The 24,689-nt window shown below is 44.5% G+C and carries 23 protein-coding genes and 1 tRNA gene; 12 read left to right on the forward strand and 12 right to left on the reverse strand.

Going from position 1 to position 24,689, the window contains the following annotated elements; translation table 11 throughout:
• Window positions 1-6: 6 nt before the first annotated feature.
• The 4 genes from CUS_RS08045 (at window position 7) to CUS_RS08060 (ending at window position 4,580) form a co-directional block, all read left to right on the forward strand.
• On the forward strand, window positions 7-651 hold the full coding sequence (locus tag CUS_RS08045; protein ID WP_002849516.1) for an MBL fold metallo-hydrolase: 645 nt from the start codon (window positions 7-9) through the stop codon (window positions 649-651).
• Window positions 651-2,129, forward strand: coding sequence for a coproporphyrinogen dehydrogenase HemZ (gene hemZ / locus CUS_RS08050; RefSeq protein WP_002849236.1), 1,479 nt, complete (start codon window positions 651-653; stop codon window positions 2,127-2,129). The genes CUS_RS08045 and hemZ overlap by 1 nt, the downstream gene beginning before the upstream one ends.
• On the forward strand, window positions 2,107-3,471 hold the full coding sequence (gene rlmD, locus CUS_RS08055) for a 23S rRNA (uracil(1939)-C(5))-methyltransferase RlmD (protein WP_002849212.1): 1,365 nt from the start codon (window positions 2,107-2,109) through the stop codon (window positions 3,469-3,471). Before hemZ ends, rlmD begins: the two co-directional genes overlap by 23 nt.
• 506 nt (window positions 3,472-3,977) lie before the next feature.
• Window positions 3,978-4,580: a site-specific integrase gene (locus CUS_RS08060; protein WP_227945420.1), complete on the forward strand. Its 603-nt coding sequence runs from the start codon at window positions 3,978-3,980 to the stop codon at window positions 4,578-4,580.
• 247 nt (window positions 4,581-4,827) lie between these two features.
• Here CUS_RS08060 and CUS_RS08065 read toward each other — a convergent pair.
• A tRNA-Ser gene (locus CUS_RS08065) sits at window positions 4,828-4,920 on the reverse strand.
• 339 nt (window positions 4,921-5,259) lie between these two features.
• Between CUS_RS08065 and CUS_RS08070 the strand changes: the two genes are divergently transcribed.
• From CUS_RS08070 to CUS_RS18575, 3 genes are all read left to right on the forward strand, one after another.
• A complete protein-coding gene (locus tag CUS_RS08070) occupies window positions 5,260-5,556 on the forward strand; it encodes a hypothetical protein (protein WP_002849433.1) in 297 nt (98 codons plus the stop codon).
• Window positions 5,557-5,673: 117 nt separating this feature from the next.
• Window positions 5,674-7,632 carry a fructose-bisphosphatase class III gene (locus CUS_RS08075; RefSeq protein ID WP_002849238.1) on the forward strand — a complete coding sequence of 653 codons (1,959 nt, stop codon included), beginning with the start codon at window positions 5,674-5,676 and terminating at the stop codon, window positions 7,630-7,632.
• Between the two features lie 73 nt (window positions 7,633-7,705).
• Window positions 7,706-8,374, forward strand: a complete 669-nt coding sequence (locus CUS_RS18575) for an SGNH/GDSL hydrolase family protein (protein ID WP_002849438.1) — start codon at window positions 7,706-7,708, stop codon at window positions 8,372-8,374.
• Between the two features lie 34 nt (window positions 8,375-8,408).
• On the opposite strand, the gene CUS_RS08085 is transcribed toward CUS_RS18575, so the two are convergent.
• The 7 genes from CUS_RS08085 to CUS_RS08115 form a co-directional block, all read right to left on the reverse strand.
• On the reverse strand, window positions 8,409-9,086 hold the full coding sequence (locus CUS_RS08085; RefSeq protein ID WP_002849501.1) for a YoaK family protein: 678 nt from the start codon (window positions 9,084-9,086) through the stop codon (window positions 8,409-8,411).
• A complete protein-coding gene (metA, locus tag CUS_RS08090) occupies window positions 9,083-10,027 on the reverse strand; it encodes a homoserine O-acetyltransferase MetA (RefSeq protein ID WP_002849281.1) in 945 nt (314 codons plus the stop codon). Before metA ends, CUS_RS08085 begins: the two co-directional genes overlap by 4 nt.
• Window positions 10,028-10,106: 79 nt before the next feature.
• The gene (locus CUS_RS08095) at window positions 10,107-10,688 is read right to left on the reverse strand and encodes a GNAT family N-acetyltransferase (protein ID WP_002849448.1); all 582 of its coding nucleotides are present in this window, start codon (window positions 10,686-10,688) and stop codon (window positions 10,107-10,109) included.
• A 45-nt stretch (window positions 10,689-10,733) separates the two neighbouring features.
• Window positions 10,734-11,198, reverse strand: coding sequence for a hypothetical protein (locus CUS_RS08100; protein ID WP_002849275.1), 465 nt, complete (start codon window positions 11,196-11,198; stop codon window positions 10,734-10,736).
• Between the two features lie 137 nt (window positions 11,199-11,335).
• Window positions 11,336-12,583 (reverse strand): serine hydroxymethyltransferase, encoded by a 1,248-nt coding sequence (gene glyA, locus CUS_RS08105; protein ID WP_002849346.1) that lies wholly within the window; start codon window positions 12,581-12,583, stop codon window positions 11,336-11,338.
• Between the two features lie 117 nt (window positions 12,584-12,700).
• Complete coding sequence (locus CUS_RS08110) at window positions 12,701-13,972, reverse strand: ABC transporter substrate-binding protein (RefSeq protein WP_002849458.1); 1,272 nt, start codon at window positions 13,970-13,972, stop codon at window positions 12,701-12,703.
• Window positions 13,969-15,468 (reverse strand): sensor domain-containing diguanylate cyclase, encoded by a 1,500-nt coding sequence (locus tag CUS_RS08115; RefSeq protein WP_002849435.1) that lies wholly within the window; start codon window positions 15,466-15,468, stop codon window positions 13,969-13,971. The genes CUS_RS08110 and CUS_RS08115 overlap by 4 nt, the downstream gene beginning before the upstream one ends.
• A gap of 361 nt (window positions 15,469-15,829) precedes the next feature.
• Between CUS_RS08115 and CUS_RS08120 the strand changes: the two genes are divergently transcribed.
• Window positions 15,830-16,246, forward strand: a complete 417-nt coding sequence (locus CUS_RS08120; protein WP_002849298.1) for a hypothetical protein — start codon at window positions 15,830-15,832, stop codon at window positions 16,244-16,246.
• A gap of 178 nt (window positions 16,247-16,424) precedes the next feature.
• On the opposite strand, the gene CUS_RS08125 is transcribed toward CUS_RS08120, so the two are convergent.
• Window positions 16,425-17,408, reverse strand: a complete 984-nt coding sequence (locus CUS_RS08125) for a P1 family peptidase (RefSeq protein ID WP_002849196.1) — start codon at window positions 17,406-17,408, stop codon at window positions 16,425-16,427.
• Window positions 17,405-18,415: a tyrosine recombinase XerC gene (locus CUS_RS08130; RefSeq protein ID WP_002849283.1), complete on the reverse strand. Its 1,011-nt coding sequence runs from the start codon at window positions 18,413-18,415 to the stop codon at window positions 17,405-17,407. The genes CUS_RS08125 and CUS_RS08130 overlap by 4 nt, the downstream gene beginning before the upstream one ends.
• Window positions 18,416-18,618: 203 nt before the next feature.
• Between CUS_RS08130 and CUS_RS08135 the strand changes: the two genes are divergently transcribed.
• The 3 genes from CUS_RS08135 to CUS_RS08145 all read left to right on the forward strand — a co-directional run bounded on the left by CUS_RS08135 (window position 18,619) and on the right by CUS_RS08145 (window position 21,282).
• Entirely contained in the window at window positions 18,619-19,371 is a 753-nt protein-coding gene (locus tag CUS_RS08135; protein WP_002849409.1) for an exodeoxyribonuclease III, read from the forward strand.
• 166 nt (window positions 19,372-19,537) lie between these two features.
• Window positions 19,538-20,239, forward strand: coding sequence for a metallophosphoesterase family protein (locus tag CUS_RS08140; RefSeq protein ID WP_002849427.1), 702 nt, complete (start codon window positions 19,538-19,540; stop codon window positions 20,237-20,239).
• A gap of 311 nt (window positions 20,240-20,550) precedes the next feature.
• Entirely contained in the window at window positions 20,551-21,282 is a 732-nt protein-coding gene (locus tag CUS_RS08145; protein WP_002849222.1) for an alpha/beta hydrolase, read from the forward strand.
• Between the two features lie 38 nt (window positions 21,283-21,320).
• Here the strand turns inward: CUS_RS08145 and CUS_RS08150 are convergent, their stop codons facing one another.
• Both CUS_RS08150 and CUS_RS08155 read right to left on the reverse strand, forming a co-directional pair.
• Window positions 21,321-22,685, reverse strand: coding sequence for an MATE family efflux transporter (locus CUS_RS08150; protein ID WP_002849253.1), 1,365 nt, complete (start codon window positions 22,683-22,685; stop codon window positions 21,321-21,323).
• Entirely contained in the window at window positions 22,682-23,245 is a 564-nt protein-coding gene (locus CUS_RS08155; protein ID WP_002849446.1) for an NUDIX hydrolase, read from the reverse strand. Before CUS_RS08155 ends, CUS_RS08150 begins: the two co-directional genes overlap by 4 nt.
• A 288-nt stretch (window positions 23,246-23,533) precedes the next feature.
• On the opposite strand from CUS_RS08155, the gene CUS_RS08160 reads away from it, so the two are divergent.
• On the forward strand, window positions 23,534-24,685 hold the full coding sequence (locus CUS_RS08160) for an alanyl-tRNA editing protein (protein WP_002849379.1): 1,152 nt from the start codon (window positions 23,534-23,536) through the stop codon (window positions 24,683-24,685).
• Window positions 24,686-24,689 lie beyond the last annotated feature (4 nt).

The following is a 24,689-nucleotide window of genomic DNA, read 5'->3' on the forward strand; positions in this document are numbered from 1 at the left end:
TCAATAATGAGAGTTATCAAGTTAAAACCATTGAGCATCTGCGAAACCAACAGCTACATCGTTATCAGCAGCAGCGGCAACGCTGTGCTGATAGATGCACCTGCTGAAGCAAATTATATACTTGAAGAACTGGAGTTCTACAAATGCAAACTTAAGAAAATATTTCTCACACACGGGCATTTTGACCACATAGGTGCTGTAGCGGATCTGGTGGAGAAGACAGGCTGTGAAGTCTACATACACCCGCTGGACGAAAAAATGCTGCGAAACGGCGACGCTATGCTGGCAGCACATTTCCGTTCAAGAGGATACAAGACCTATAACGGTGATGTGACTCTGTTCACTGAGAACGATATCCTCAGACTTGACGAGCTGGAATTCGATGTGCTTGAAACACCCGGTCATACACCGGGCTCTGTCTGCTTTATCTGTGGTGAAGTTATGTTTACCGGCGATACACTGTTTTGCAGGTCGATAGGCAGGACAGATCTTGAAGGCGGCGACCACGAACAGATGAAGAAGTCACTGGCGAAGATAGCCGATCTTGGCGGAAACCTTACTATCTATCCCGGTCATATGGGCAATACTACACTCGATCAGGAGAGAAGGATGAACCCTTATCTCAGAGAATATTCGGGCGGTGGCTTTTAATGACACTTATCCTCAGCGGCAATGATTATAAGTATGAACTGGAGGGTGTGCTCAAACTTTTTATCCCTGCAACTCAGTTCAGACATATTTCGTCAGACAGGATAGAATGTGCAAATGACGAAGACTTTGTATTTGCAAGAGCAAAGCAGACTGAAAAGCACGTTCTGCTGTATATAATATGCAGATACAACGGCGAGGTAGGGCGAAAAGGCTTATTGCTCGATAAAAAGGGCGGAAACGAAAAATTTGACGAGGAGTTGTGCCTGTCGCGGATACTGTACAAGATACTTTCTGAGATGACAGGTATAGTGCCTAAGTGGGGCGTGCTAACAGGCATAAGACCTGTAAAGCGGGTCAACACATGGCTGAACGAGGGCTGTGATAAAGAGGAAGTCTATGATCGGCTTCAAAATGAGTATCTGTGCAGTAAAGAAAAGTGCGATATAGCCTTTGCTACAGCTATGACGCAGAAGCAGATACTCGATGCACTGGATAAGAAGTCGTTCAGTTTGTATGTTTCGATACCGTTCTGCCCGACAAGGTGTTCATACTGTTCGTTTATTTCGCAGACACTTGACAGCGGCAGAAAACTGATACCCGAATACATAGACAAGATGTGCCGCGAGATAAGGCATACCGCGCTTATTACGAAAAGGCTCGGCTTGAAGCTGGAAACTGTGTATTTCGGAGGTGGTACTCCGACATCTATAGAAGCAGAACAGCTTGGTGCGTTAATGAAGTGCATCGAGCATTGTTTTGATATGTCGGGCGTGAAAGAGTATACTGTCGAGGCAGGCAGACCTGATACTATTACAGAGGCAAAGCTGAGAACTATCAAAGAAAATGGCTGTACACGCATCTCTATAAATCCTCAGAGTCTTAACCCCGCTGTCCTTGAAGCTATAGGGCGCTCACATAGCGTTGAACAGTTCTATAACAGCTTTGAGTTAGCCAGAAAGATCGGTTTTTCTTGTATCAATACTGATGTTATCGCAGGTCTGCCAAACGATACTGTCGAGAGTTTTGATGATACTATCGACAAGCTGATCGAATTGTCACCTGAGAACTATACTGTCCACACACTTTCGATAAAGCGTGCGGCAGTCTTAAATCATGGCGACAAGACGGTACTCAAAAATCCGACTGATGACATGGTCGAGCATGCGACAAACAGACTGTTTGAAAGCGGGTATTTGCCGTATTATCTGTACCGCCAGAAGAATATGGTGGGAAATCTGGAAAATATAGGCTGGTCGAAGCGCGGCTTTGAGAGTCTGTACAACATCTACATAATGGAAGAAGTGCAGACGATCATTGCAATAGGTGCAGGGGCTTCTACCAAGCTGGTCGATCACCCTGACAGACTTGAACGTGTTTTTAACTACAAATTTCCGCTGGAGTACAATAAGCATTTTGATCTTATGCTGTCGCGAAAGGATGTAATTGAGGAGTTTTATGGAAGATCTCAAAAAGAATGATATAATACCTCTTGAAATAACTGATATTACCAACGAAGGCAACGGTGTCGGAAGATACAACGGCATAGCAGTCTTTGTGCCGTCAACAGCGGTCGGTGATGTTATCGAATGCCGTATCGTTAAGGTGAAAAGTTCGTTTTGCTATGGCAGAGCAGAAAGCTATACAGTAAGATCTGATACTCGCATCGAATCTGACTGCCCTGTCAGCAAACTCTGCGGCGGCTGTTCTTTCAGGCATATCATTTATGAAGAGGAATGCCGCATAAAAGATAATTTCATACGTGAGTCCTTTGAGAGGATCGGCAAACTCTCACCCGAATATCTGCCTTTTTCAGGTTGTAAAGATATTGATCTTTACAGGAATAAGGCGCAATATCCTGTGGCTGAAACAGAGGGTAAAGCTGTCTGCGGTTTCTATGCAAAGCGTTCACACAGGGTAGTTGAATTTACAAGGTGCAGACTTCAGCCAAAGATCTTTTCTGATATAGTCGATAAGATCATCAGCTATGTCAACACTCGTCATATCCCTGCTTATGATGAAGTCAGATTGAGCGGACTTTTAAGGCATATCTATTTAAGACGCGGTGCAAATTCAGGCGAGATCATGGTCTGTCTTGTGGTCACAAGCATAAAAAAAGCTGGTGTGTTTGATGATCTTGTTCCTGCTCTGCTTGATTCATTCAGTGATATAAAAACTGTTCTGCTGAACGAAAATCCCAGAAATACTAACGTTATTCTCGGTGAGAAAATGAAATATCTTTATGGCGATGGAAGCATCAAGGATACAATGTGCGGTAATACCGTGTCTATATCGCCTTTATCTTTCTATCAGGTCAATACACATCAAGCAGAACTGCTTTACGCTATGGCTGCCGAACTTGCAGGATTGTCTGAAAACATGACTTTGCTTGACCTTTATTGCGGAACAGGTACTATCGGCTTGTCGATGGCGCGGCAAGTAAAAAAACTTATCGGTGTAGAGATAATCCAGCCTGCTATCGACAATGCTGTTGTAAATGCTAAAGCAAATGGGATAGAGAACGCTGAGTTCATATGCGGCGATGCAGGTAAGATAGCAAAACTTCTTTATGAACGCGGTGAGCGACCCGATGTTATAATTGCCGACCCCGCCCGTCGCGGCTGTGACGGGGAATCGCTGGAATATATGGCAAAAATGTCCCCGGACAGGATAGTCATGATATCATGCAATCATACAACCGCCGCCAGAGATTGTGCGATCCTCGGTGAACTGGGCTACAGCTGCGATAAAGTCATGGGATTTGATCTTTTTCCGAGAACTACGCATGTGGAGTGCGTGGTGTTGATGTCAAAAGAAAAGTAAATAGGTAGCCGAGAATGGCTTAAAACAAAGGGATTCCGAAAGATGGCTCGATTACGAGCTTCCTGCCGGGATCCCTTTTAGTTGTTCTGTAACAACAGTTCTGACTACTGAAAAACACATAGTCGAGACTATGAAACTACTTTTTTGAGAGTTGAGACAATAGAACTGTTGCATAAAAGTTGTTCATAAAAAGTTTTTGGTATGCGCATACCAAAAAGTATTGACCAAAAAAACAGAAAGTGTGATATACTATGCAATAGTTAGATGTATATCTTGCCAAGGGGGTTAAGCCATGAACGACAATAACAATAGGATAAATACTATTTACTCTTATTTTAATGCGATAAGAGGAAACAATACCCCTGGTTAATACGAGACAACTCTTGCGGTCCTGAAAAAGACAATGGATCAGGAGTCTTCTGCAAATAGGGAGTTCGATGATTCTGAATTATATGAACTCATGCGCAATGTTGCAGATGAGTTTGGAGTTCCAAATCCGTTTACCGATGAAAGTCTTAGAGGGTCACAGATACGAAACTGAAATCAAGCTCGCAATGCTGTTAGGTTTAAGGCGAGGGGAAGTATTAGGCTTGAAATATAGTGATGTGGATTTTGCAAGGCATACAATAGCTATACAAAGACAGGTCAGTACAATTAAGGACGATACCAAAACAGACAATAAAAGTTATTATGGCTTGAAATGTTTAAAGAGTGAAAGCAGTAACAGAGTTCTTTCAACAAGTCCGGAGATTGAACAGCTTATAAAACGTAAAAAAGCATATAACGATTTACAAGCACAGAAACTTAGTGAAACATATTCAAGTCTTGATTTGATTTGTTGTGATGAAGTTGGAAACGTACTAAGTCCACAAACACTGTATCATGCTTTTAAGCGTATATTAGAGAAATGTGGTTTACCTACAAACACACGGTTTCACGATTTAAGACACAGCTATGCGGTATTGTGCATTGATTTGAATGTACCAATTAAAGTATTAAGTCTGGAATTAGAACACAGTTCAACAGCTGTAACCGATTCAGTGTATGCTGATAGTACCAGAGCGAAACAGGAATTAGCAGACTTGGTTAGTAATGCGCTTATCATTTGATTAGCAATATGACAGGCAATTGATGTTAACTTATTATCAAAAAATTTAAAAATCAAGTGTAAATAAATGGTATGATATATTATCTTGTTCGCATGGTTCGTTTAGCAAAAAGTCGTTCTTTTAGCAGAATGATTAGCAAATTGATTAGCATAGAAATCTAGTCACTTAGTCGGGTAATATTACGGACACTTGTAATTGCTTTAAAAACAACAAAAGACCCCGTAAACCAAAGTTTACGAGGTCATATTGGCGGAGAAGGAGGGATTCGAACCCTCGATGAGCTATTAACCCATACACGAGTTCCAGTCGTGCGCCATAAACCGGGCTAGGCGACTTCTCCATTGTTTGATTTTGCGTTGTCTCTCACAACAGTATCTATTATAGCACAGATGGTCTGATTTGTCAACCCCTTTTTTCAAATTTTTTCGTTTTTTTGCATTATTTTTTTTTGACTCTCTTTGATCAGATAGAAACATAAAAATTGCCTACAGATAACTTTGCCTATCAAGTATAAAATCATGAATGTATATCAGATGTACACGATCAACAGACAATGTTTTTTACTGCACATTTTATCCGAAAGCGTTTTCGGAAATTGCGAAAATTAGTTAGTATAACAATTGAATAAATTAACATTTCGTGATATAATCATAGCATAAGCAAAAAGGAGGACACAGCCATGAAGTACAAAGAGAAAAAATATACAGATGTAGCAGAGGTAAACTCAAGCGGTATCGTCTTTATATCAGGTGAAAAACTGGTTTTTTCTGAGTGCGTTGGCGAAAATAATACCTGTGTCGGTGAACGTGATATAGATGCCGAACCTCCGTATTTTGAGTTCTATACATCAGATAAGCCGACAAGGATAGTCTTTGACAGAAAAGGTCTTCTGAGTGATACGGTCAATCAGCGCGAGTTTGTAAAGATGCAATGTCTTATTGCCGATGCAGGCTTTTCGACCCTAGACCTTAGCTGAACGATGAGCTTCGCATAAAGCAAAAAAAATTCAGCTTATCGGAACTTGAAATTGACTGTTTATTTATAGAGAGTGGGAATAGGGTAGTATACTTACCTTAGAAAAGAGTGACATTTTATGGACAAAAAATACTTACAGCTGTTGGCAAAGGAGTTCCCGAATATAGACAGTGCCGCCAGCGAGATAGTTAATCTGTCAGCGATACGCAGCCTGCCAAAGGGGACAGAATACTTTTTCAGTGACATGCACGGCGAGTATGAAGCCTTTCTGCATATGCTGAAAAGCGCGTCGGGCATGATAAAGATAAAAATAGACCTGACACTCGGCAAGACAGTTTCGTCAGCCGAAAGGGAAGCGCTGGCGGCTTTGATATACTACCCCGATAAAGAGCAGAAACGCTTGAAAAAGGCAGGTATACTTGATGATGAGTGGCGCAGACTGACTATCTACAGGCTGATACTGGTGCTGGAAGCTGTATCGGCAAAATATACCCGTTCGCGTGTGCGAAAAAGAATTCCGCAGGATATGGTCTATATACTGGATGAACTGCTGAATGTCACCGACGATGTCATCAAAGAGTATTACTACGATGAGATAATCACAACGATACTCGATACAGGCATCGCAGACCACTTTATCAACGAACTTTGCAAGGTCATTCAATCGCTGGCAATTGACAGCCTTCACATAATCGGTGATATCTTTGACAGAGGTCCACGCGCCGATATAATATTGAATGAGTTGATGAAAATGCACGACGTTGACATACAGTGGGGAAATCACGATATCTCCTGGATGGGTGCCGCATCAGGAAACAGGGCACTTATAGCCAATGTTATCCGCATCTCGATGCGATACAATAATTTTGATATACTTGAAGACGGATATGGGTTAAACCTGCGTGCGCTTGCGGTTTTTGCGGGTGAAGTCTACAAAGACGATGATTGTGCGCTGTTCATGCCGCAGACACTTGATGACAACATTTATGACCCTGTAGATACTAAACTCGTTGCCAAAATGCACAAAGCTATAACCATCATACAGTTAAAACTTGAGAGCCAGCTGATAAAACGCCACCCTGAATGGGAAATGGACGGACGAGATGTATTCGGAAATATCGATCCTGTCAACGGTTCAGTTGAACTGAACGGTGTCAGATACGAACTTTTGGATAAGAATTTCCCGACAGTCAGCAGGGAAGACCCTCTTGCGCTGACCGATGAAGAGAATGAGTTGATGACAGTGCTGACAAATTCCTTCATGCACAGCGAAAAACTTGCTGAACACATGCGTTTTCTCTACTCCAACGGTTCGATGTATAAGACAATAAACGGAAATCTGCTCTTTCATGGCTGTATACCGATGGACGAAAACGGCAAACCACTGTCGCTGACTATAGAGGGTGAGCAATATTCGGGCAAAGCGATGCTCGATAAACTGGACGAGGTGGCTAACAAAGCATACTTTCTTCACCCATGCGATGAAAAAGAAAACTCGGCAGATATGCTTTGGTACCTTTGGTGCGGACCTAACTCACCGCTCTACGGAAAGGATAAGATGGCGTTTTTTGAACGCTATTTTATTGAAGACAAATCGACACACACCGAGAATTACAACGCCTACTACCATTTTTCCGAGCAGGCAGATGTCTGCCGCTTCATACTTAGAATGTTCGGGCTTGACCCCGACAGAGGGCATATCATCAACGGTCACGTACCTGTCCGCATAAAAAATGGTGAAAGCCCTGTCAAGGCAGGCGGAAAGCTGTTTGTTATAGACGGAGGTATCTCGAAGGCATATCAGAAAGCAACGGGTATCGCAGGATATACGCTGATCTACGACAGTCACAGCTTGAATCTCGCACAGCATCAGCCGTTTATTGCAGGTGAAAGTGAGCACACTCCGACTCTCAGCATGGTGGAAAGGCTTGAGCGCCGCGCAAATATATCCGATACCGACAAAGGTGCAGAACTGCTTGGTAAGATAGATGACCTCCGTGAACTGCTGAAAGCGTACCGCTCAGGCACGATCAAGCAGAAACAGGGACGCAGACCCAACGGCAATTGCATTATATGAACAGATCATAGATCCATTTTTCTCGAAATGGAGCGGATCATTCATACACAAATAACGTGAAAAAGGCGAGAAAATGACTGTTTCAATATACGGCGACTCAATAAGTACATTCCGTGATATGAACCCCGAAGGTCATATCATATATTACAATACAGACAACTGCATGCGTCATGGACTGGCTGATGTGAGCGATACTTGGTGGGGAAAAGTGCTGAGTGAGTTCAGATGGGAACTTCTGGTGAATGCGTCCTATTCCGGCAGTCGTGTTTCCGGGGATAGTTTTCCGTCAGGGTGCAGCCCGCAGCGCATGAAATACCTTAAAAGTGCCCAAATGCCTGATATCATACTTGTCTATCTGGGCTACAATGATTTCGGCTTCAGCGTACCTCTGACATCAGATAAAACTGATGACGAAATGAGTTTTAAAGGCGCTTACAGACTGATGCTCAGGCGGCTTAAAGATAGCTTCCCCGACTCAAAGATCATTTGCGGAACTATTATGCAGAATTACATTTTCTACCGCCCCGACCTTTCAGAAAAGCTGAACAAGAACAGTGCCGGTACTCCGCTGGAAGCCTACAACGAAATTATTCGGGAGGTTTGCAGTTCAGAAAAAGTTCTGCTTGCAGACCTTCATGGCACAGGCATATGCTGTGATACTTTGTCGGACATGCACTGCACCAAACGCGGTCACCGGGAGATGGCAGAAGCATGGATCTCTCAACTGAAAAAACTGGTATGAAAAAAAGACGGGAAACAGCGTATTTCCCGTCTTTTTATTCATCACTGCAATTATCGTTTCCGTTTACTTTCAGAACAGCCAGTGCGCATGCTTGTCCTACAATACATAAAAACACCGCTTTAAGTCCGATCACTCTTGTAATGACCGCACCAAACCCTGCGCCGATTATAAATATACCTATTATGCCAAAATATGAAAGTGCCTTGCGTAATTCAGTGCTATCCTTTGACTTAAAGAAATTAAACAGGCTTTCGCTGCCGCTTCGCAGATTTCCCGTACACATCGTGGTAGCATAAGCATTTCCGTTGAGCCGTCTGAATCCTTCTACCTGCATAGCACAGGTCAAAGATACAAGAATATTAGCAAGATCGTTGCGGCTGTTCGTAATAAAACCGACTGCCGCGAGTATAGCCATTTCAACCAGAAGTGTGAGCTGATGCCAGTGAACTTTCGGAGCATCATTGAACCGCCATTTTATAAGCTCTACTGCGATAACGCCGATAACAAAGGATAAAATAGGTATCAGATAGTGTACAGCTTCTCTGAACTCCCCATCAGTCAGCCGAAGTCCCATCAGCACGATATTACCTGTCTGTGCGTTGGCAAAAACTCCATCGCGGCAGATGTAGGTATAAGTGTCCAAATATCCGCCCACAAAACTCAGCAAAGCGCCTACTTTGAAATTTTCGGCAACATGTCTTGACGTGCTCATATATTATTGCCGGCTTCGATTATAGGCCGCAGATCAGCAAGGTCATATGGAGTTCTCTGGTAAACGCAATAGTTCAGCCAATTTGAGTAGAGAAGATTTGCTGAACAACTCCAGTTAAAAATAGGCTGCTGATAGGGGTCATTGCCGGGAAAATAATTGTATGGTATCTGTATTTTCTGCCCTTTGCGGACATCTCTGAAATACTCTTTAGCAAGAGTTTCCCTGTCATACTCCCAGTGTCCCAGCTGGAAGAACAATCTCTCACTGCTGTCACAGACAAGCTGTACCCCGGCTTCATAGGACTCTGCCAGAATAGTCAAGTCAGAAACCTTTACAATATCTTCATGACGAACTTCTGTATGGCGCGAGTGCGGGCAGTGAAAAACATCGCCAAAACCTTTGAGTATCAGACTTTCGGGGTGCTCAATGTGATGCTTGAAGTTGCCGAACATCTTATTATCCAGCGGATATTTCGGTATGCCGTAGTGATAATACAGTGCCGCCTGCGCACCCCAGCAAATGTGGATAGTGGAGTAGACATGGGTCAGCGACCAGTCAAGTACGCGGCATAATTCCTCCCAATAGTCCACCTGTTCATATTCCAGAAGTTCTATCGGTGCACCGGTGATGATAAGTCCGTCATAACGGTTATCCTTAACTTCTTCAAAAGACTTATAAAACGCAAGCATATGTTCCTGCGAAGTGTTTTTGGAAACATGACTGCTCATTTGGATAAGTTCAATATCGACATGTAAAGGCGTGTTACTTAACAACCTGAGAAGCTGTGTTTCGGTGGTGATCTTATCAGGCATCAGATTGAGAATAGCAATGCTAAGCGCACGTATATCCTGGTGCTCAGCTCTGTCGTTTGGAATAACAAATATTCGTTCTTTTTCCAGCGCCTTAAAAGCGGGAAGATCATTTGGTATTTTAATTGGCATTTTTAGATCACCCTTTTTTGTTGAAATTTATACGCGATTATGTGTAAAGATGCTTATCTTGACACATATTTTCGATAAGTCAAAATCTGATATTTTTAGCGTACCATTCAGGCTTTGTCATTTTGTAGACCTTTGTTTCAACTTCATGACCGCCTTTGTTTTCAAGCACTTTCTTTGAAGATCCACACTGCTTCATACCGCACTTTTCAAGCACACGACCGCTTGCTTTATTGTCAGACATGTGTTCAGCGACCACAGTATCAAAGCCCACCACAAAAAACAGATAAGCCAGCACAGGTTCCAATGCTTCGGTCATAAGACCCTTGTTCCACCAGTCCTCGCCAAGAACATAGCCTATTTCTGCCTCACTTTTGTCGGTGTCCACGCGAATAACTCCGATACTGCCGACAGGTTCGCTTGTTTCATTCAGCACCATCACCCAGTCGAAGTTATCAGTCCTTCCTGAAAGTTTGGTGCGTTCAACACAGAATTTTGTGCTGACTTCAAGGTTTTCATGCGTGTTCCATGTGAGATATTTCGTCACGTTTTCGTTTGATGCCCAGTTTTTATAAATGTACTGCGCATCACTCAGCTTAAATGCCCTCAGCTTCATGCGCTTAGTTTCAAAAGGCTGAGTGCCGATCAAATTCAACTTTTCCAATGATATCACTCCTATAAGTCGATGTAAAGGCGTATCACTTGTCACTTACTTGCCGCAGCATTTCATGACTGTTTTGACATTCCTTTGCAGGACTACATCGCCGTTCTTCTCATCAACTCTTATTATTTTATCGAAACCGTGATATGCGAAAAATTTAAGCGTTGTCAAGTTGCCTGACTTAACAATAACAGACATGTTATCATATCCCATATATGCCGCTTGATTGATGGTGTATTCCAGCATCATACCTTTATATTCACTTTCTGTTTCCATATCGGCATACAAGTCTGCAAGATACAGTTTGCGAAGTGCTGTAGTCAGCACTTCATCGCCCATATCAAACACAATAACAGATGCGGCTTTGATCGACTCACCGTCATCAAGTGCGAAAACAACGCCCTTGTGTTCAGCCAGTATTTTCTGTGCCTCTGACAGTTTGTTCCAGCCTTTCAAGCTATTCAGCTTGTCAGAACTTTCGGGCAATATTTTTATAAATGAAAGCCTTATCATGAGCGTCGGGCACCTCCAACAAAAAAGCGTCCGCCCACGGACGCCGAACTGCTTATACGAATATTATAGCATATTCCACGTATATTGTCAAGTATAAAAAAGCCCGCAGAACCGTTCTGCGGGCTTGTAATTATTGCTTATTCGTACAGGGGATACTTCTTGCAGATATCTGTTACCATACCGCGAACCTTTTCAGCGTTTGCGTCAAAGTCAGAAGCAGTCAGATAGATGCACTCAGCTATAACATCCATATCCTCTTCTACCAGTCCTCTTGTAGTAACTGCGGGTGTACCGATGCGCACGCCGCTGGTCACGAACGGGCTCTGAGGGTCGTTAGGTATAGCGTTCTTGTTAACAGTGATGTATACCTCATCCAGCTTGTTCTGCAGTTCCTTGCCTGTGATGTTGAAAGGTCTGAGATCAGCCAGCATCAGATGATTGTCAGTGCCGCCCGAAACAAGTGCAAAGCCCTTGTCTACCAGACCCTTAGCAAGTCTTTGAGCGTTCTTTACGATCTGCTCACCATAAGCCTTGAATTCAGGCTTGAGAGCCTCACCGAAGCAAACAGCCTTACCTGCGATAACGTGCATCAGAGGGCCGCCCTGTGTACCCGGGAATATAGCGCTGTTTATCTTCTTAGCCAGAGCCTCATCATTGGTCAGTATCAGACCGCCGCGAGGACCTCTCAGAGTCTTGTGAGTTGTTGTAGTTGTAATGTCAGCGAAAGGAACAGGGGATGGGTGCTGACCCGAAGCTACCAGACCTGCGATATGTGCCATATCTACCATGAAATATGCACCGATGCTCTTAGCGATAGCAGAGATCCTCTCGAAATCGATGATCCTTGGATATGCAGATGCACCTGCAACGATCAGCTTAGGCTTAACTTCCTGTGCCTGCTTCTCCATAGCATCATAGTCGATGAAGCCGTTGTCATCAACGCCGTAAGGAACGAAGTTGAAATACTTACCGGAGATATTGACAGGTGAACCATGTGTGAGGTGACCGCCGTTATCAAGGCTCATGCCCATAACGGTGTCGCCGGGCTGGAGCAGTGCGAAATAAACTGCGGTGTTAGCCTGTGCGCCGGAGTGAGGCTGAACGTTTGCAAACTTTGCGCCGAACAGCTTGCATGCTCTGTCAATAGCGATCTGTTCAACGATATCAACGTCCTCACAGCCGCCGTAGTATCTCTTTCCTGGATAACCCTCAGCGTACTTGTTTGTCAGCACGCTGCCCATAGCTGCCATAACAGCAGGCGAAACGATGTTCTCGCTGGCGATAAGTTCGAGATTTCTTCTCTGGCGAGCCAGTTCAAGACCCATAGCATCGCCGACTTCTTTGTCGAATTCGGATACGAAACCGATAGAATCAAGCATTTTCATAGTTTTAACTCTCCTTGTTAAAAAATTTATCAACACAAATTATTATACAATATTTTTCTGAAAATAGCAAGTGTTTTTCACAAATTTTTCCGAAAAAAACATTTTTTTATCCAAATATCATTGTGCCATCGCGTATTTCTCGCTGTATTTTTCGTACAGACCTTGTGCCGCTTCCTCTGATGTTGCCTTGTTGAACACATAAAGGTTGCTGGCATCGATGAAATCATTAAAGAGGGTACTGTTCTCAATGAGCGAATTCATCGAACTTATGTACTGATTGTTCTCCATGACCAGCGAAGCCTCATATTGCAGACCTGAAAGTTCGCCGATCTCATCGAGGTAATCCCTTGCTGCTGCGCTGATCGGTATACCTTTCTCTACGCCCTGATACTTTGCCATTTCACTGCTGTTCAGCATGTAGTCGAGCAGTATGGCGGCTTCTTGCGGGTGTTCTGTATTTTTGCTTATCGCGTATAAAGTCGCAGGCTTAGCATACCAGCCTGTGCCGCTGGGCATACCCTCGATGACCGGGTAATCCGCCGCCACAACTTCCTGACCGTCAGCAATGACATTTTTATAGAAATTCAGCGCATCACTGACCCAGCCGACAGAACCCGCATACTTTCCGTTCTGCATATTGAATCTCTGGTAATCCTCTATAAGCGGTACTACTTTTTCATCGACCAGCCGCTTGTAGAATTCCATCATTAGCTGAAAATCTTCTGCTTTGAATGTGATCTCATTATTATCATTGTAGAAATGCTTGCCGTTGTTCTGTTCGGCATAAGCTACCAGTGTCAGCCACATACTTTTATCGGCGCATGCCATGGGGTAGACACCGTCAGGGCTCATTATTTTTGCCGCCTCAAAAAGGTCGTCCCATGTCTTGGGCACAGCCAGACCATAGCTGTCATAAATGGTCTTGTTGATGTACATTGTTTCTGCGTTCATCGCGATCGGTACAGCGTTCAGCTTTCCTCCGCGAATGCCGTATTCAAGCACATCGTCGGGGAAGTTTGAGAGATCAACTACATCTGAGAGCGTTGAGATGTCATAATATCCGTCACCCTCAGGTGAATATTGGTTCAGCCAGTTGACGTTTATCTGCATGACATCGGTTTCTGTACCTGATATCATTCTTACCTGATTTCTCGCTTCATAGCCCGACCATTCCGAATAGCTGCACTTGACTTTTATATCGGGGTGCAGTTTCTCGAATTCCTCTATCGCTTCGAGCGTATACTCGCTTCGGGCGTCGTTGCCCCACCAGGAAAGAGTTATCTCGGTCTGCACATTCTGGTCTACCACTACGTTTTGTGTTTCACCACAGCCCGCAAGTTCTGCCGCCAAACAGATCGTCAGAGCCAGTGCCGGTATACGTTTTTTCATTCTGCATCACCGCTTTCTCCGTCATAGAAAGTGAAGCCGTCCTTGCCGCTCTTCTTAGCTCTGTACATAGCTTTGTCGCAGGCTGAGTAGAGTTCTTCAAAACTTTTGCCGTCCTTAGGGTAAAGCGCCGCGCCTATACTTGCAGTCACCTGATAGCCGTACTCAGCAGCGGTGCTGTTGTCATGGAATGCCTTGTTAAGAGCCTCGCATCTTTCCTTTATATGTGCGATGAACTCATCATCGTCTTTGCTTGCAGTATTCACAAGCACACAGAATTCGTCACCGCCGATACGCCCCAGATAATCATCGTCCGAGAACACCTGACGCAGCACCCCTCCTGTGCCTGCCAGCAGCTTGTCACCCGCCGCATGACCCAGTGTGTCATTTACCCTTTTGAAGTCATCTATATCGAGTATGACCATAGCACGCCGCTCGCTGTCTAGGGAATTTTGCAATGTTGTGCCTGCAAGTTCCTCAAAAGTCAGTTTATTCAGTATACCCGTCAGCCTGTCGGTAGATGCTTTGTTGTCAAGTTCTGATACCATAGCCTTTACAGGCTTTGTCAGCAGCCAGCTGAGATACATGCCCAGCGTCGCAGCCAGCACCATCGCGATAACGCCTACCATATAGATATAACGTTTCATCACATTTTTCTCAGCAAGTATCTGCTGTGTGGGAATGTAGCATACCACGTACCAGTCATTACACTTATTGACCGACACCAGATAGTCGTTATCCATAGCTGTCGCAGAGTCATGCCCCTCTATGCGTTCACGTATCTCTGATTTCAGCGGTGTGCCGACTTCGTTGCCGTTTTTCGAGTACAGTGTGTTGTAATTTCCATCTACCAGTTCTATCTGCATACCTGCCAGCGTTTCGGGATTGTCAAATACACCGCTCAGTTCATTTGCGTAGAAAGATATGAACAGTACTGCATTTTTATGCACCTGCTTTACATAGTAGATGCGTCTGAAATCTCCTTCATATCCCGTGAACCAGCCATCGTGTAAACGCTGGTTGGTTATCATCGCACTAAGATCTTCAAACATATGCTCACCGAACAGCGACATCGAACCGTTTGATATCTTACCGACCGTCCTGTTATTTCTGTAGACTATCCCGTAGTCAACGAAATTCTCCATTATACACAGGTTGAACAGCTTGTCGGAGATGACTTTTTCGGTGTTTATAGCATCATATTCGTCATTGTCGGGGCTGGTAGCGTCATAAGTATATGACTCTTCCTCACCGAAAGCCAGCGTCGCGATGGTTTCCATGCGGTTCATGTAACTTTCCAGATTCAGCTTCATCTGAACACTGAGCGACGAAGTCATGGAAACCACCTTGTTTTTCAGTACAGTGTCCGTCTTGTTGACGCTGAGCACCATAACTGCGACAACAGCAGCCATGACCAATATTGCAAAACCGAGCATCATAGCAGTCTGTATCTTGTGTACCGCTTTGATATGCCCGCGTCTGTGTGAATTGTTAACCATTCTGTAAGTACCCCTTTGATAGTTCAGCAGATTAGTATATTAGCAAAAATATTCATTTTATTCCAACATATATTATAGCAGATATCTGCTTTTTTGTCATTAATAAACGAATAAAAAATCAAAATTTCGGCTATTTCTAACAATCTAAAGGTTGCTCTTTGTTTATTTCTTACAAATTGATTTACAATTCACTGTATGTGTTGACATAATTAACTATTTAATTCAAAGGTGCAAAATACATCTTTCAGATATATTTATGGAGGAAACGGTCAGAAATATTGTGACATTTCTATTGACACCGCATGAATTCCGTGATATAATTTCACTGATACAGATCACAAATTATGAAAGGCGGTAAGATATGGATCCGTTAGCGGCAAATAAAAGCATTGATGATATTGCCGAAGAAGGCAACAAACTTTTTGATGAAGAAAAATATTCTGAGGCTATCAGGATATGGCTGAAGGGATTGGATCTTCTGGAACGGCCGCTCAACGCTCAAAGTGAGGCTGTGTGGTTTCAGGCATCTATTGCAGATGCGTGGTTCATGCTTGAAAATTATGAGAAAGCATACCCGTATTTGCTGGAAGCTGCATCCAATATCAGCGGTGCGGGTCAAACAGATCCGTTTGTTATGCTGCGTCTGGGACAGTGCTCACACGAATTGGGAAAAGAAGATGCCGCAGAATACCTGATGCGCGCTTATATGCTTGCAGGTGAAGAGATATTTGAAAACGATGATGATAAATACTTTGAACTGATAAAGGATCTGATCTGACAGATCGTGTTAACTGTATCTCATTTATAGCAACAATAATGCCCCCGAGCGTTTCTTACACTCGGGGGCATTATTCATTCTGAAAGTAACATCTATAGCAATCCAACTATTTAAATTCACAAAATCCGGTCGCTAAAGCTCGGATTTATGGGTTTTGTGACCGGATTTTGTCTGAATTTTAAGACGGATTGCTATAAAATGGCAGGTCTTTGGCTGAGTAAAGACCGTAAGCACTCTCAGCGCTGTATACTGCACATTTTATAGCCTCGCTGATGACCTCTGCGGCTATCACGCCGACCGCATCTATATCAGCTTCAATATCACCCGCAGACAGCGCATAAATGCTGTCGCCATCTGCCGAAGTGTGTACAGGTGAGATGCTTCTGGCATAACCGTCATGTGCCATGCCTGCTATTTTGCACAGCTGTGCCTTATCAAACTTTGCATTGGTCATCACGGCAGAGATAGTGGTATTATCAGCAAACTTGTTCTGTACAGGAGTTATATGCTGTGTCATAAATTCTAACGAGTCTGCAAAACCGCTGTTGTCTGCGTTCAGCATGCCTGCTATTTTTTTAGCCGACTTGCTGTCAAATACATCACCCAGCGCATTGAGCACTGTCACCGCACCTATCTTAAGGTCACCTATCTGTACAGCGCAGCTGCCTATACCTGTTTTCATACAGTGCTCCATTCCGCAGGATTTGCCAACAGAAGCGCCGCAGCCCGCCCCAAAATTGCCGTCGCGGTAATTCGGCGCATCAAGCGCTGCTTTTGCCGCAGCATAGCCCATCGCTTTATCGGGACGCACACTGCCGTCACCGACCGTGAGGTCAAATATATCCGACTGTACCACCAGCGGAACTTTTGTAATGCCTACTTCCAGTCCGATGCCGCGTTCTTCCAGCAGTGCCATAACACCGCCCGCTGCGTCCAGTCCGAAAGCGCTTCCGCCGCCCAGTACCACTGCATGAATGGTCTGCGCAATGGCAAGCGGGTCCAGCAGAGCAGTTTCCCGCGATGCAGGTCCGCCGCCGCGAATATCAAGCCCTGCACTCATTCCGGCGGGGCATACAAGTACGGTGCAGCCTGTGGCAGCTTTCTTATCTTCTGTCTGACCTATCCTGATATTATCAATGTCGGTTATCGCTATCCGTTTCATTCTTCATCGTCCTCGCTGTTTTTTCGGTGCTTTCTGATATGCTGATCTGCCAGCGGGTTAGCGTTTGCGGCATCACGTAAATTCTGGCTTGTAAGGTGAGTGTATATCTCGGTGGTGGCAAGGCTCTCATGTCCCAGAATGTCTTTAAGCACAAGCGTGTCCACATTTCCGTACTGATACATAAGCGTTGCAGCTGTATGGCGAAGTTTGTGTGTCGTTATGCCAAGGTTTCCAAGTCCTGCTTTCTTAAGGCTTTCCTCAACGATATACTGTGTCATTCTCCGCGATATGCGCGTGTTTCGGTTCGACAGAAACAGCGCCTTATCGGTTGTCTGTACTGCGCTTCTGCGCGGCAGATAAGCCTTAAGTGCTTCAACACAGGCATCATTCATATAGACTATACGCTCTTTTGAACCCTTGCCGAATAAACGCATCGTTCCGTTCTCAAAGCTGATATCGTCCGTATTCAGCCCGCAAAGTTCGCTAAGACGCATGCCGCAGTTCAGGAAAAGTGTTATCATACAGTAATCACGCTCATAATTTGCAGATTCTACAGCTGCCAGCAGCTTCTGCGCATCGCCAAGTGTCAGGTATTTCGGCAGAGTTTTCGGCAGTTTCGGAAGTTCCAGCTGTTCTATTGGGTCGGAACTGATAAGCCCCTTTTTCAGATGAAGATAAGAATAGAACTGCTTTAGCGCCGATGTCTTGCGCGCCCTTGTCTTGATGCTGTTGCCGCGTTCATCAGCGAGCCATTTTAAATAATTGTAGGCATCTATCAGCCTTATTTTTTTTATATAATCAAATGGAACTTCTGATATGGCTATGTCTTCAAATTCGACCTTGTTCGGGTCAGCATCATTGTGGTTGATAAGCAGATAACGCAGAAATGTGCGCAGGTCGATATAATACGCTTCAACAGTGCGGTCGCTCCTGCCTTTTACCAGCCGCATGTATGTAAGATAATCTGCCAGATAATCAGGACAGTCGTTCAGATACTCTTTTTTCATAAAAACACCCGTTCATAATATTTGCAGTCAATGACCGCATGATCCCTGTTATCAAAATTATACATCATCGCGCCCGAAAAGTCAATGCTGTAATAAATCACACATAAAATATACGATTTTAAGTTATTGCATTTTTTTTCGGGCTATGTTATAATTACACAAAATGAAAACGATTAAGTTAAGTACTTACGGAGGTCCATATCATGAAACTTATATCATGGAATGTAAACGGTTTCAGGGCTTGTCTTCAAAAGGGTTTTGAGGATTTTTTCAAGTCTGCTGACGCTGACATCTTTTGCATACAGGAAACAAAAATGCAGCCCGATCAGGCTGATTTTTCACCCGAAGGCTATCATAAATACTTTCACAGTGCTGTGAAAAAAGGCTATTCCGGCACAGCGGTCTACACAAAGAACGAGCCGAAAGCTGTAACATACGGACTGAACGGCGCTCACACTGATGAAGGCAGAGTCATCACATGCGAGTATGACGATTTTTATTTCGTATGCTGTTATGTGCCCAACGCTCAGAATGAACTAAAGCGGATCGATTACCGCATGGAGTTTGAGGACGATATGCGCGCATATCTTTGCGGACTTGATAAGTTAAAACCCGTGATATACTGCGGCGACCTCAATGTTGCCCATGAGGAGATAGACCTCAAAAATCCCAAGAGCAATGTGGGAAATGCCGGCTTTTCAGATCAGGAACGCGGCAAATTCACCGAACTGCTCGCAGCAGGTTTTGCAGATACTTTCAGGCGGCTTTATCCTGAAACAACAGGTGTTTATTCATGGTGGTCATATCGCTTCAACGCCCGCAAGAACAACGCAGGCTGGCGCATCGACTATTTTGTTGTTTCCGAAAGACTTATGGACAAAGTCGGTGACTCAAAGATACTCACTGATGTTATGGGCAGCGATCATTGTCCTGTTCAGCTGGATATAACGATCTGACATAGTTTCATATTTTTGCACAAGCACAGCGGTCATTTACGTGGTTATCCTGCTGACACACCACCAAAACAGCTGTTTTGCAGAACTTAAGGCAGTTGGCGCGTGGTGCGCTAAAAGGATAGTCATAATTATTTATACGGTATAGTTTGGGTGAGGAGGTAAATTTATGGTGCTTGTAACGGGAGATATACATGGCTGCGCCGATATCGGCAAGCTGACTGCTAAGGCAAATCCGATACAGAAAGAGATGACAAAGGAAGATTTTCTGATAATTGCGGGTGATTTCGGGCTTGTATGGAACAATGATGAAGAAGATCTCTGGTGGCGCAAATGGCTTGATAAAAAGCCGTACACCACGCTTTTTGTTGACGGCAACCACGAAAATTTCGATCTGCTCGATGACTATGAAGTCACTGAGTTCAACGGCGGAAAAGTCCACAGGATAGGGGAGAGCATCTACCATCTTATGCGCGGCGAGATGTTTGAACTGCAAGGAAAGCGCTTTTTTACGATGGGCGGTGCTGAGTCACACGATAAGGAGTTCCGCACACTCGGCACTTCTATATGGACACAGGAAATGCCATCTGATGAAGAGTATATCCACGCTATCGAAACGCTGGACAGGATAGGCTGGCAGACAGATTTTGTAATTACTCACTGTGCGCCGACACCGATACAGTCAGAGATAGCGGCAATGCTGGGTTTCCCTGACGTGTATCCCTCAAATCGGCTGACGGATTTTTTGCAGCAGGTGCGCGAAAAGCTGGAATTTCGCGGCTGGTTTCACGGACACTATCACACCGATCTTACTTCGACGATCGACCCGCGCGTAAACCTTTTGTTCAACAATATCCTACAAATAGTCTGACGATCCTCATTACCTAAAAAAATGAATATCCTTCACCATAAACTATACCAAAAGCATCATAAGATCACTATAGCAATCCGCCTTAAAATTCAGACAAAATCCGGTCGCAAAACCCATAAATCCGAGCTTTAGCGACCGGATTTTGTGAATTTAAATAGTTGGATTGCTATATAGCAATCCGCCTTAAAATTCAGACAAAATCCGGTCACAAAACCCATAAATCCGAGCTTTAGCGACCGAATTTTGTGAATTTAAATAGTTGGATTGCTATAAAAGAACTTGATAAGAGATCAACAACGGAGGCAGGAAAAATGACAAATTATCAGATCGATACATCTATTATAGATACACCGCGCGGCAATATACACTGCACCGAATATATCCCGAAAAATGGTGGTGACTCTGCTGTGATACTAAGTCACGGCTTTAATTCATGCGCTGATGATCTTGCAGATGTGGCTAAGAAGTTGGCTGAATGCGGCATATATGCAGTATGCTATGACTTCAACGGAGGGGGAGTCTGCTGTAAAAGTACAGGTAAGACAACTGATATGAGCATTCTGACAGAACAGGCTGATCTGCGCGACATGATATCGCTTGTCAGGTCACGTACGCAGATAAAAAATATATACCTGTATGGCGAGAGTCAGGGCGGTTTTGTTTCAGCGCTGACTGCACCTGAATTTGCTGATATAGAAGGGCTTTTTCTCGTTTACCCAGCATTCGTTATACCGAATGACTGGCTGAAAAAGCAGGAAAGTGAGTTGCAGGGTGAGTTTGATTTTATGGGCGTTAAGCTGACAAAGACCTATTTTGACGGCGTTCCGCGCTACGATGTCATAGCTAAAGCGGCAGAGTTTACAAGACCCATCAGAATATGGCATGGTGCTGCCGACCCTGTAGTCGCTACCGAATATTCACTGAAACTTGTGAAAGCATGCAATAAATGTGAACTTACTGTATTCAGCGGACTAGGTCACTGGTTCCCGCCTGAGTACAGAGAACGTGTAGCTTATGAGATCGCAGCAGCTATCATAAAATAGATCACACCCGATGCAAAATGTACTGCATCGGGTTTTTTTTACTCTTTTGAGTCATCATTAAGTTTATTGTAGACTGTCAGCCGCATTGTGATATAGCTGGCAAGTCCGCCTACCATGTTGGAGATGGGTTCTGCGATGAAAACACCTTTAACTCCCATACCAAGACGCGGCAGTATCAGTGTAAGCGGTATCACGATGATGACTTTTCTCAGCAGCGAGAAAAATATCGCACGACCTGCCGCTCCCAACGCCTGAAATGTTGACTGCCCCGCAAACTGGAACGACATAAAGACAAATCCGAAGAAATACAGCTTTATTGCGTCAACTCCAGGTCCTAAGATCGCGCTGTCGCTTGAAAAGATCCTGAACCAGAACTGTGGGAAGATCACTATCAATAGCCATGCCGACACTGTGTATACCGCTCCCGCCAGAGTATTGAAGCGTATCGACTGCTTTACACGGTCATACTTTTTGGCACCGTAATTGTAGCCCATGATAGGCTGTGAACCGTTGACCAGACCGCTTATCGGCAGGAAAAATACATCGCGTACCGAGTTGAGTACCGTCATGATGCCGACATAAAGGTCACCGCCGTATGTCTGCAAAGTTGAGTTGCAAGCCGCCTGAACAAAGCAGGCAGTACCCTGCATCACAAAATTTGAAGTCCCCAGCTTGCAGATGTTTCCTGCAAGTCTACTGTCGAAATGGATATTCTGCCGTTTCAGACCAATGGGCGCTTTTAAGACAAGAAAACGCATTATCCAGACCGCTGAAACGATCTGACTGATGACGGTAGCCAGCGCTGCGCCTTTTATGCCCAGACCGAATACAAATATAAACAGCGGATCAAGCAGCATATTCAGCACCGCGCCGATGATCGTGGTGAACATGCCCGTTTTGGGAAATCCCTGAGCGCTGATATAGCTGTTCAGTCCTGTGGTCAGCATCGAGAAAACGGTCCCTGCCATATAGATACGCAGGTAATCCGCCGCGTATGGGTAAGAACTGTCGCTGGCACCCAGCAGGTAAAGTATAGGTCGGCAGAAAAGATAACCGCTGACAGTAAGCACAGCCGCCCCTGCCAACAGCATAAAGCAGGAACAGCCCATTATTTTTTCAGCACGCGACTTGTCGCCCGAACCGTTTGCCATAGAGAAAAGCGGCACACCGCCCATACCGAAAAGTGCTGCAAATGCCACGATAAAAGTTATCACAGGGAAAGTAAGCCCCACACCTGTTAGCGCTATACTGTCACCGCCGTCCATGTGTCCTATGTAGATGCGGTCAACCACATTGTAAAGCAGCTGTACCAGCTGTGCCAGCATAAGCGGCAATGCCTGCGAAAGAGTGAGCCGCCAGATGGCACCTTTTGAAAAATCACGATCCCTTACTGTCACACTCACTGCCCATCACCGCCACTTTGAAGATATTTTTGTATCATCATCAACTCTTCGAGGGCGATACAGTGCTTGAAACTGTTGGTCTTGACTGCTTCGATACAGTATTCAAAGTCCACCCAGCGAACACTGTCAACTTCTTCCTTTTGAAGAATGAAGTCTTTTTCGTCAATATCGCGCCACATCACAAAGACTTTTGAAACCTGCCTGTCATGAAATTCTTTTCCGAAAAATACATCGTCACTGATGATAGTACGTTTGCCGCAGCTTGTAAGTTCCTCAGCCAAAGCATCAACGCCAAGTTCTTCTTTCAGTTCTCTCAGCGCAGATGGTACGTAGTCAACGCCCGCAGGGATATGCCCCGCACTTGAAATGTCATAGCACGCGGGATAAGAAGATTTGTTTTCAGCGCGTTTCTGTAAAAGTATCTGCACTTTACCGCCACACTTTCTCAGCAGCCAAAGGTGTGCGGTGCGGTGGCGAATGCCCTTTGTGTGGGCATTCTCACGGTCGATGATCTCACCTGTAGGATCGCCGTTTTCATCGACGATATCCAGAAATTCCATATACTTACCTTCTTTATAACAAAACTATTTTTATTATAGCACTTTAACATCGGCTTTTCAAGTACGAAAGATGAATTTCAGCGATTGACTTTTTGAACTGCCCGTGTTACAATAAACATGTTTTAAATAATATGACTATCCCTTTAGCACACCAACTAAAAATGCGGTAAACAAAAGGATAATTGAGCGCCCCATATCTTTCCCCCGCCTTAAGTTCTGTATAGCCGCTGTTTTTGTGGTGTGTCAGCGGGATAACCACATTAAATAATAGTTAACGAGGTGTTTTGCATGACTGAAAGACTCTATGATAACAGCAAGCTGACGACTTTTGAAGCCACCGTCACATCATGTTCTCCTGCGGGCAAATACTATGAACTGACACTTGACAGATCGGCATTTTTTCCTGAGGGAGGCGGGCAGAAAGGCGATGTGGGACTGATAGACAGTGTTAAGGTCTTAGATACATACGAGAAAAACGGCGAGGTCGTACATAAATGCACTGCTCCCATAGAAGCGGGCATGCAAGTCTGTGGTGAGGTCGATGCTGATATCAGACTTCGCCGCATGCAGAACCATTCCGGCGAACATCTGCTTATGGGGGTTATCCACCGTAAGACAGGGTTTGAAAATGTCGGTTTTCATCTGGGTTCTGATGATGTGACACTTGACCTTGATGGAGTTATCCCGACGGAAACTCTCATCGAGTGCGAATTTCTTGCTAACAAAGCCATCGCCGCCGACCTGCCTGTCACCATTTCATATCCGGACAGCGAAAGTCTGAAAACCCTTGAATACCGCAGCAAGCTGGAAATGACTGAAAATGTCCGCATAGTTACCATTGAGGGTGTCGATGTCTGTGCATGCTGTGCGCCTCATGTGGCATCAACAGGTCAGATAGGCATTATAAAGGTTTTGTCGGCTGAAAGCTACAAGGGCGGCACACGGCTGCATATTCTCTGCGGTCTTGATGCTTTTGAACTTATCAGAAACCGAATGGACGAGCTTTCCGCTATTTCAAGGCTTCTTTCAGCAAAACCCGAAAAGATATTAGAGCAGACAAAGCGTTTGATTGATGAGAACGATGCGCTGAAACGTCAGCTTGCAGACATCGAGCAAAGGAAAGCTGCGCGTATCATCAGTTCACTCAGTAACAGCACGCGCGGCAGTTTTTGTGTTTTCACAGAGGGGCTGAACACCGCATCTATGCGTGATATCGCCAATGAAGCAGTCAAACTTACGGATGGTGCCGCAGGCATTTTTTGTCAAAACGAAAACGGCTGGAATTACATTATCGCTTCTGATAGTCTGCCGCTCAGAAGTATGTCTGCTCAGATAAATTCAGCGCTTAACGGCAAAGGCGGAGGTTCGGATAAAATGCTTCAAGGCAGTTGTATGGCTGAAAGAACTGCCATAGAAGATGTCATCAAAAAACTTCACTGACATA

The sequence above is a fragment of the Hominimerdicola alba 8 genome (genome assembly GCF_000178155.2).
GTDB classification, from domain to species: domain Bacteria; phylum Bacillota; class Clostridia; order Oscillospirales; family Ruminococcaceae; genus Hominimerdicola; species Hominimerdicola alba_C.

Excerpts from the sequence above, each read along its gene's own strand:
- CUS_RS08155 (WP_002849446.1), bottom strand. The coding sequence starts at position 23,245 with ATGGAATTTCTGGATATCGTCGATGAAAACGGCGATCCTACAGGTGAG.
- CUS_RS08100 (WP_002849275.1), bottom strand. The coding sequence starts at position 11,198 with ATGATAAGGCTTTCATTTATAAAAATATTGCCCGAAAGTTCTGACAAG.
- glyA (WP_002849346.1), bottom strand. The coding sequence starts at position 12,583 with ATGAAAATGCTTGATTCTATCGGTTTCGTATCCGAATTCGACAAAGAA.
- CUS_RS08145 (WP_002849222.1), top strand. The coding sequence starts at position 20,551 with ATGACAAATTATCAGATCGATACATCTATTATAGATACACCGCGCGGC.
- CUS_RS08140 (WP_002849427.1), top strand. The coding sequence starts at position 19,538 with ATGGTGCTTGTAACGGGAGATATACATGGCTGCGCCGATATCGGCAAG.
- CUS_RS08120 (WP_002849298.1), top strand. The coding sequence starts at position 15,830 with ATGGATCCGTTAGCGGCAAATAAAAGCATTGATGATATTGCCGAAGAA.
- rlmD (WP_002849212.1), top strand. The coding sequence starts at position 2,107 with ATGGAAGATCTCAAAAAGAATGATATAATACCTCTTGAAATAACTGAT.
- CUS_RS18575 (WP_002849438.1), top strand. The coding sequence starts at position 7,706 with ATGACTGTTTCAATATACGGCGACTCAATAAGTACATTCCGTGATATG.
- hemZ (WP_002849236.1), top strand. The coding sequence starts at position 651 with ATGACACTTATCCTCAGCGGCAATGATTATAAGTATGAACTGGAGGGT.
- CUS_RS08060 (WP_227945420.1), top strand. The coding sequence starts at position 3,978 with ATGAAAGTCTTAGAGGGTCACAGATACGAAACTGAAATCAAGCTCGCA.
- CUS_RS08125 (WP_002849196.1), bottom strand. The coding sequence starts at position 17,408 with ATGAAACGGATAGCGATAACCGACATTGATAATATCAGGATAGGTCAG.
- metA (WP_002849281.1), bottom strand. The coding sequence starts at position 10,027 with ATGCCAATTAAAATACCAAATGATCTTCCCGCTTTTAAGGCGCTGGAA.
- CUS_RS08085 (WP_002849501.1), bottom strand. The coding sequence starts at position 9,086 with ATGAGCACGTCAAGACATGTTGCCGAAAATTTCAAAGTAGGCGCTTTG.
- CUS_RS08135 (WP_002849409.1), top strand. The coding sequence starts at position 18,619 with ATGAAACTTATATCATGGAATGTAAACGGTTTCAGGGCTTGTCTTCAA.
- CUS_RS08115 (WP_002849435.1), bottom strand. The coding sequence starts at position 15,468 with ATGGTTAACAATTCACACAGACGCGGGCATATCAAAGCGGTACACAAG.
- CUS_RS08130 (WP_002849283.1), bottom strand. The coding sequence starts at position 18,415 with ATGAAAAAAGAGTATCTGAACGACTGTCCTGATTATCTGGCAGATTAT.
- CUS_RS08075 (WP_002849238.1), top strand. The coding sequence starts at position 5,674 with ATGGACAAAAAATACTTACAGCTGTTGGCAAAGGAGTTCCCGAATATA.
- CUS_RS08045 (WP_002849516.1), top strand. The coding sequence starts at position 7 with ATGAGAGTTATCAAGTTAAAACCATTGAGCATCTGCGAAACCAACAGC.
- CUS_RS08070 (WP_002849433.1), top strand. The coding sequence starts at position 5,260 with ATGAAGTACAAAGAGAAAAAATATACAGATGTAGCAGAGGTAAACTCA.
- CUS_RS08160 (WP_002849379.1), top strand. The coding sequence starts at position 23,534 with ATGACTGAAAGACTCTATGATAACAGCAAGCTGACGACTTTTGAAGCC.
- CUS_RS08110 (WP_002849458.1), bottom strand. The coding sequence starts at position 13,972 with ATGAAAAAACGTATACCGGCACTGGCTCTGACGATCTGTTTGGCGGCA.